General features: G+C 59.6%; 4 protein-coding genes and 2 pseudogenes. 2 read left to right on the top strand and 4 right to left on the bottom strand.

All coding sequences use genetic code 11. From position 1 onward, the window contains the following. From C8J36_RS16700 to C8J36_RS16685, 4 genes and pseudogenes are all read right to left on the bottom strand, one after another. Nucleotides 1-246, bottom strand: a pseudogene (locus tag C8J36_RS16700) (ATP-binding protein); the annotation flags it as partial. 63 nt (nt 247-309) lie between these two features. Further along, complete coding sequence (locus C8J36_RS16695) at nt 310-1,482, bottom strand: hypothetical protein (RefSeq protein ID WP_245506595.1); 1,173 nt, start codon at nt 1,480-1,482, stop codon at nt 310-312. A gap of 439 nt (nt 1,483-1,921) precedes the next feature. Then, nucleotides 1,922-2,152, bottom strand: a pseudogene (locus C8J36_RS16690) (ATP-binding protein); the annotation flags it as partial. Between the two features lie 319 nt (nt 2,153-2,471). Beyond that, nucleotides 2,472-4,460, bottom strand: coding sequence for a GGDEF and EAL domain-containing protein (locus C8J36_RS16685; RefSeq protein WP_132536537.1), 1,989 nt, complete (start codon nt 4,458-4,460; stop codon nt 2,472-2,474). Nucleotides 4,461-4,749: 289 nt separating this feature from the next. Between C8J36_RS16685 and C8J36_RS16680 the strand changes: the two genes are divergently transcribed. Next, on the top strand, nt 4,750-5,790 hold the full coding sequence (locus C8J36_RS16680; RefSeq protein WP_132536535.1) for a class I SAM-dependent methyltransferase: 1,041 nt from the start codon (nt 4,750-4,752) through the stop codon (nt 5,788-5,790). A gap of 133 nt (nt 5,791-5,923) precedes the next feature. Then, on the top strand, nt 5,924-6,193 hold the full coding sequence (locus C8J36_RS16675; RefSeq protein ID WP_062596141.1) for a hypothetical protein: 270 nt from the start codon (nt 5,924-5,926) through the stop codon (nt 6,191-6,193). The last annotated feature ends 9 nt before the right edge of the window (nt 6,194-6,202 follow it).

Below are 6,202 nucleotides of genomic sequence, written 5' to 3'. Positions count from 1 at the left end.
AACGACATGGTGCGCATAGCCGAGTTCATCAAGAATGATGAAGTCGAGGCGATTGAGATAATCCGCCGTTCGTCCTTGCTTTCCGCTGCGTGTTTCCGTTTCCATGCGGTTGACCAGATCAACGACATTGAAGAAGCGGCCGCGTGTTCCGTTGCGAATGAGAGAACAGGCAATGGCAATAGCCAGGTGGGTCTTTCCTGTCCCTGTGCCGCCGACGAGGACCACGTTACCTTGGTCGGCGACGAAGGTGGAAAAGCGCGCCGGTTCTCAGCTCGAAGACGCTGCGCTCGACGACATCACGCGACGTGATCACTTCTCGCCGCCGCCTTTGAAGGGCCTCTCGGTCAGATCCGTCGGTATTTCACGCTGGTTCCATTCGTTTCCGTCAAGAATGAAGTAGCGAAGGCCATAGTCGAAGACATAAAGTTTTTCGTCACGCCCAAAAACTGCCGAAGGCTGTACTCTTGGGGAACCAAGCTTGACGCGAACTTTGGGCGAGAACGGCGTTGTAAGATGGCCATCAAAACGAAGCAGTTCCGAACCCGCCACCAGGATCAGATCGCCCCGCCAGAAAGCGCCGCTGGAATAGTGCTTTTCACGATCGGGAAGCGACCCGATCTCGGAAAAATCCACTGAAGGCATGGCTTCCATTATCAGGCCATCGGAACCAAAAATATAGTCCCTCCCGGTCTTGCCGCTGACCTGACCGGAGACATAGGGATAGGCGGGCAGGGAGCTGGCTATCCGCTGCGGAAGTTCTTGCCGCTTCCAGGCGCCGGGCCGCCCGGTAAACAAGGTCGTCAGCATTGGATAGGTCTTCTGCTCCGCATAGAGCTTGGCCTGGAGTTCGTCTTCCTCGTCTTCCGACATGTCATCCCGGTAAAGCTCGTGGCCGGGATAAAGGTTGAAGTAGCGCGTGTTCGACATTTCGACGGCAATGACGGAGATGTCGCCATTCGCATTCGCACCGAGGATCGACCATTTGGGAGGGCTGTAAGGATATTTCGTTTCCAGCTTTGGAGCGACGTCTTCCCAGGTCGTTGACTTTCCGAGCTTCATCACCCCGTCGCTTCCCGAAACCAGCCAGTTATCCCCGACCGGAAAGATGGAATTAAACTCGATATCGGGCGCATCCTCCGATTCCGCTTGCGTTCGCGGAATGACAAAATGCTCGGATCCTGCGGGGCGCACGACGTAGATATCGCCGCTTCGGCTGATGGTCACATAAGAAGGATAAGCGTTGCTGTCGGACGACGGCAGCACGCGAATGTCGCGCAGCTCCCGCCTTACATCCGAGCGCGAAAAAGTCTGGCCAACGGCGTCCCGCGTCAGGATGATGGTATATGGATCGTCCCAGCGCGTTCCGCCGAGGAGAAGCGCAAAATAGCGGTCATTTTCCGCCATTGCGGCGGCGTAGAGTTTCGGCTCCCACGCGCCATAAAGCTCCTCGAAATTCCCCTCGTCGTCCATCACGTCCGTCATTGAGTTTATTCTCCCTTTGTTACGGGTAGCGTCCGGCGCGCAGGTCATCGGCGATCTTCCCGGTCGGCAGCGGCTTTTCTTTGATTCGGCCGGGCGCTCTCATGCCGGTATTGGCCTTGACCTGCGGCTCGGCGCGGGCATTGGCCGCTTTGGCGCAAGCCGTGTCAATTCCTTTGGTCGCAAGCAGCGCTTCCTGCGACTTCTTGAGGATTTGCCGCATCGAAGCAGTTCCCGGAAAGTGAGGATGGTCTATCCCCTTGAGCGCTTTCAACATATTGTCATGCACCCCACCGGAGCCGCCTTTTCGGGTGTGCTCAGACTGTGTCAGACAAATTGCTTCCCCCTCGCCTTCCGTTGGGGCATTGAGAACGCGGCCCTTTGTTTCCCTGCCCGGGCGATCTCCCAAGCGATAGGTCATGTCGGCAGCGACATGGTGCGCATAGCCGAGTTCATCAAGAATGATGAAGTCGAGGCGATTGAGATAATCCGCCGTTCGTCCTTGCTTTCCGCTGCGTGTTTCCGTTTCCATGCGGTTGACCAGATCAACGACATTGAAGAAGCGGCCGCGTGTTCCATTGCGAATGAGAGAACGGGCAATCGCAATAGCCAGGTGGCTCTTTCCTGTCCCTGTGCCGCCGACGAGGACCACGTTACCTTGGTCGGCGACGAAGGTGGACAAGCGCGCCGGATCTCAGCGCGAAGAGGCTTCGCTCGACGACATCACGCGGCGGGATCTTCTGGAGAGCGGCGTCCAGGGACGAGAGGAAGAGCGCCGGTCGGGTGGACTGGCACCAGACCGGCATCGCATCCATTCCCCGAGGGTGCTTGGTTCCGACTCTCAATCTTGACGGGAACGGCAAGGTGCCGGCGCTCCGACCTGCAGCGAGACGCGTGTTCGTCGGACGGGCGATGTGCGGTCGCGAGCCTGTTTCCTCGGAATGGGCACGGGCATAAGCACGCGGCGGAGGGCCGGGCGTTGACGGGTCGTTTTATCCGGAGACCACGACCAGCTTGCGCACCGGCCTGATCGGACGCAGGCTCGTGGCCGGCGCGGGGCGACCGACATAATAGCCCTGCATCAGGTCGATCTTCAGCCGGTGCATGAGCTCGAACTGCTCCTCGGTTTCGACGCCCTCGACCAGGATCGTCGCCCCACGGTTGCGGGCCAGGCGCAGGATATCGTCGAGCATGGCACAGCCACGCCGCGTGTCGCAATCGTGCAGGAACGACTTGTCGATCTTGATGCAGTCGAAATCGATCAGCCGCAGCCAGGAGAGGCCGGCAAAGCCGGTGCCGAAATCATCGAGCCAGATCTTGATCCCGAGGGCGCGCAGGTCGCTAATGCAGCGCAGAAGGCTCGAATGGATCTCCATGTCTTGCCCCTCGGTGATCTCGAAGGCCAGACGATCGCCCGAAATCCCGAACTCGTCCAGCGTCTCTGCCACGAAGGCGACGAAGCCGGGTGTCTTCAACTGGAGCGGGGAAACGTTGACGCTGGCGACGGGGGCGAGATTGGTGACGAGCAACTCCTCGCAGACACGCCGCAGAGCCCACTGCCCGAGGCCGACGATCGCACCCGACCGCTCCGCCGCGGGGATGAACAGCGCCGGCGAGAGAAAGGCCCCATCCGACATCTTCAACCGCATCAGGGCTTCATATCCACAGGTCTTGCCGGTCGTCACGTCCTGCAGCGGCTGATAGACCATGGACACGAGGCCCTGCGGCACCGCGATCTTCAGCAAGGCGGCAATGTTTTCGCCGTCGTCCCGATTGTTCGGATCGTTGATATGGAAGAGCTTGACGCAATTGCGTCCCGACGCCTTGGCGCTGTAGAGCGCGCGGTCGGCCTGATGGATCAGCTTCTCCACTTTCGACAGCGTGTGATCCGCGGTAAAGGCAGCGCCGACACTGACCGTGACTTTCGACGTGCCATCCCGTCGCTGCTCGTGCAGGAGCCCGAGGTCCTCCACGGCGCGGCGCAGCGCTTCGCAAACCTCGGCGGTCTGCTGTTCGGACTCGACATGGGCGAGCAGGATAAACTCCTCGCCCCCGAAGCGGCCGACAGACGCCTTATGCTTTTCGGCCAATGCGCGCAGAGCCTCCGCGACCAGCACAAGACACTTGTCGCCGTCCAGATGGCCGTAATAGTCGTTGTATCGTTTGAAGAAATCGACATCGACCAGGATGATCGCGAAGGTCCGGCCGGCTTGCTGCCATTCACGCCAGACATCGCGCAGACGATTGTCGATCGCGCGGCGGTTCGCAAGGCCGGTCAGAGGATCGGTGTGCGACAGGCGGAGCAACGCCTCGCCGCGTTCGGCAGCCTGCCGATGTTGCGCCTTGGCCTCCAGCGCATTCAGAAAGACGTTGAAGCGCTCCTGGTTCAGCTTCCAGTTCACATACGACGTGAAGATGAAGCAGGAGATACAAAACAGGCCGAACGTAAACTTGTAGCTGTAGCCGACATTCGGAAACCAGACGAGGCCGGACAGGAAGATCACCAGGATGATGCCGGAGGCCACCACGGATATCCGGAACGGGAAGTTGAAGAACAGGTTCACGCTCATCATGAAAATGGCGCCGAACACCATGTAATAGGACATGACGACCGAGTGTTCGCTCATCATGCTGGGAATGAGCCAGCCGACATAAGCACAGATCAGCGCGATCGCCGCCGTGCTGTCGATCGCATCGGCCGACGATGGCCTGCGCACCTGAAATTCCAGCGCAAACAGCATGATGATCGAGATCGTGAACCGGGCCGTGACGGTATAGGGCGCGACGTCGCCGATCAGCCAAATGTCGCTGATCGAAAAGACGAGATAGACGAACACGGCGGCCCACAGACCGCGGCGGGTCGATTGCTTGTGCGCGCTCTCGGCATGATGCCGATAAAGATCGCGAAGCGTAACCTCCGGTTGTCTCATCGGATCTTGCGACGCGCCGAACTCGATGGTGTCGGTCGACCTGTGCATCATGCACCCTCCACCGTTTTCGTTGCCTTACCGATGTCCTCACCGGCCGTTCGGCAGCCCGTCCCTTAAGCAGGATCCGGGCACTCCGTTCCAATGTCTTATCAGACTTACCAACGCTCCAGAAAACATTAGCGGAAGTAGCTTAACGGTTCATTTCCACAGCGCCGAACCCTCGTTGCGTAAGGGGTCTCCTGCGCCGTTAACCACCTTTCCTAAAGATCGATGCAATTCCCTACAATTTGAGTCATCTCTTACGCTCTCTGTTAACTTTTTGCTAACCAAAGGATGTAGCGTGAAAAAGCCAATCGACGCATTTGACGGGCAAAGCCTGATCACGCCTATCGCTGTCAACAGGGAGGTTTTCCCCTCGGGCGCCGCCGTCAGCGACCGGCTGCTGCGGATCGCCAGAGACGAGATTGCCCTGATCCTGCAGGTCGCCTCCCAGCAGATCCAGCTGGACCAGAGCCCAGCCCAGATCATCGCCCGCCTGATACGATCCCTTCACGAGGCCCGCGAAAAATACTTCGCCGTCTGGCCGCAGCTCATCCCGCTGGTCCAGGATCACCCGGTGGCTGACTATTTCCACAATGATCCCTTTACCCGCTGGTCGTTCGAAAAACCGCGTGGCTATTCCGGGGATGCGAGCCTGATCGACTTCATTTACGGGCACCCGGATAGTGCTGCCGATGTCAGGAACGCCTCGCCGCTCGGCCGCACGCTCTATGAGTACACCCGCAATGCCCCCTCCGCCGTTGCGGTGCGGGAGCGCCGCGATCTCCTGACCCGCACGGTTGATGAAACGGCTGCCAGACGCGGCCCGGGGACGGAAGTGCTTGCGGTGGCCGCAGGACATCTGCGCGAAGCCGAAGCGTCCGGCGCTGTACGGGAGGGCCGCATCAAACGCTGGGTCGCGCTCGATCAGGACCCTTTGAGCGTCGGACGCACGATGCGCGATTTTCGCGGGACGCCGATCGACGCGATGGACGGTTCCGTCCGGGGGCTCTTGAAGAACGACTACAGCCTCGGCCAGTTCGACCTGATTTATGCGGCCGGCCTCTACGACTATCTTGCCGACAAGGTGGCGGTGAAGCTGACCCAGACATGCCTCTCGATGCTGAAGCCGGGCGGCATGTTCCTGTTCGCCAACTTCTCGACCGAAGTTCCCGACGATGGCTACATGGAAACGATGATGAACTGGACGCTTCTCCTGCGATCGCAGTCGGAGATGTGGTCGATCATCGAAGCGAGCCTCGACGGACAGCGGGCGGAAAAGCGCGTCTTCTTCGGCGCCAACCGCAACATCATCTACGGAACGATCCACATGCCGCAGTAAGCGCCATAGCGGAACCGCTTTCGTTCGGCCGCTTCGGCGGCCGAATTTTCGACCTTGCCGACATCGCGAAGAGCGCGAACCTGAAACTCTTTGCGCTGGGCTTTCGTCTTCCTCCATTCGGTCTGGAGGTCAAATGCATATTACGAGAGCACAATGGCTCAACCTCGCATCGGAGCCTCATTCTCTCCGGCGCATCTACAGCCTCTGCCTGCTCGTCCAGGGCGGCGACGTCTTCAGCTACAAGGAACGGCACCTCGCCGGCCGGCTGCTCCAAAAACTGGAAGGCATCGTGCATCTGCCGGTGACGGCGAGCGACGAGTCCCAGGCCATTGCAGGGGAATTCACACAGCTGGAAACCCAGGTCGTCAAGCGGCTGGATCGTTTCCAGCCGCCGCGCCGGTAAGACGTCTGA

Origin of the sequence: Rhizobium sp. PP-F2F-G48 (genome assembly GCF_004342335.1) — a bacterium.
Classification (GTDB): Bacteria; Pseudomonadota; Alphaproteobacteria; order Rhizobiales; family Rhizobiaceae; genus Ferranicluibacter.
The sequence above is the reverse complement of the archived record's forward strand: the minus strand, read 5'-3'. Positions and strand labels throughout refer to the sequence as shown.

Coding starts and splice junctions, on each gene's coding strand:
- C8J36_RS16685 (WP_132536537.1), bottom strand. CDS start 4,460: ATGATGCACAGGTCGACCGACACCATCGAGTTCGGCGCGTCGCAAGAT.
- C8J36_RS16675 (WP_062596141.1), top strand. CDS start 5,924: ATGCATATTACGAGAGCACAATGGCTCAACCTCGCATCGGAGCCTCAT.
- C8J36_RS16695 (WP_245506595.1), bottom strand. CDS start 1,482: ATGACGGACGTGATGGACGACGAGGGGAATTTCGAGGAGCTTTATGGC.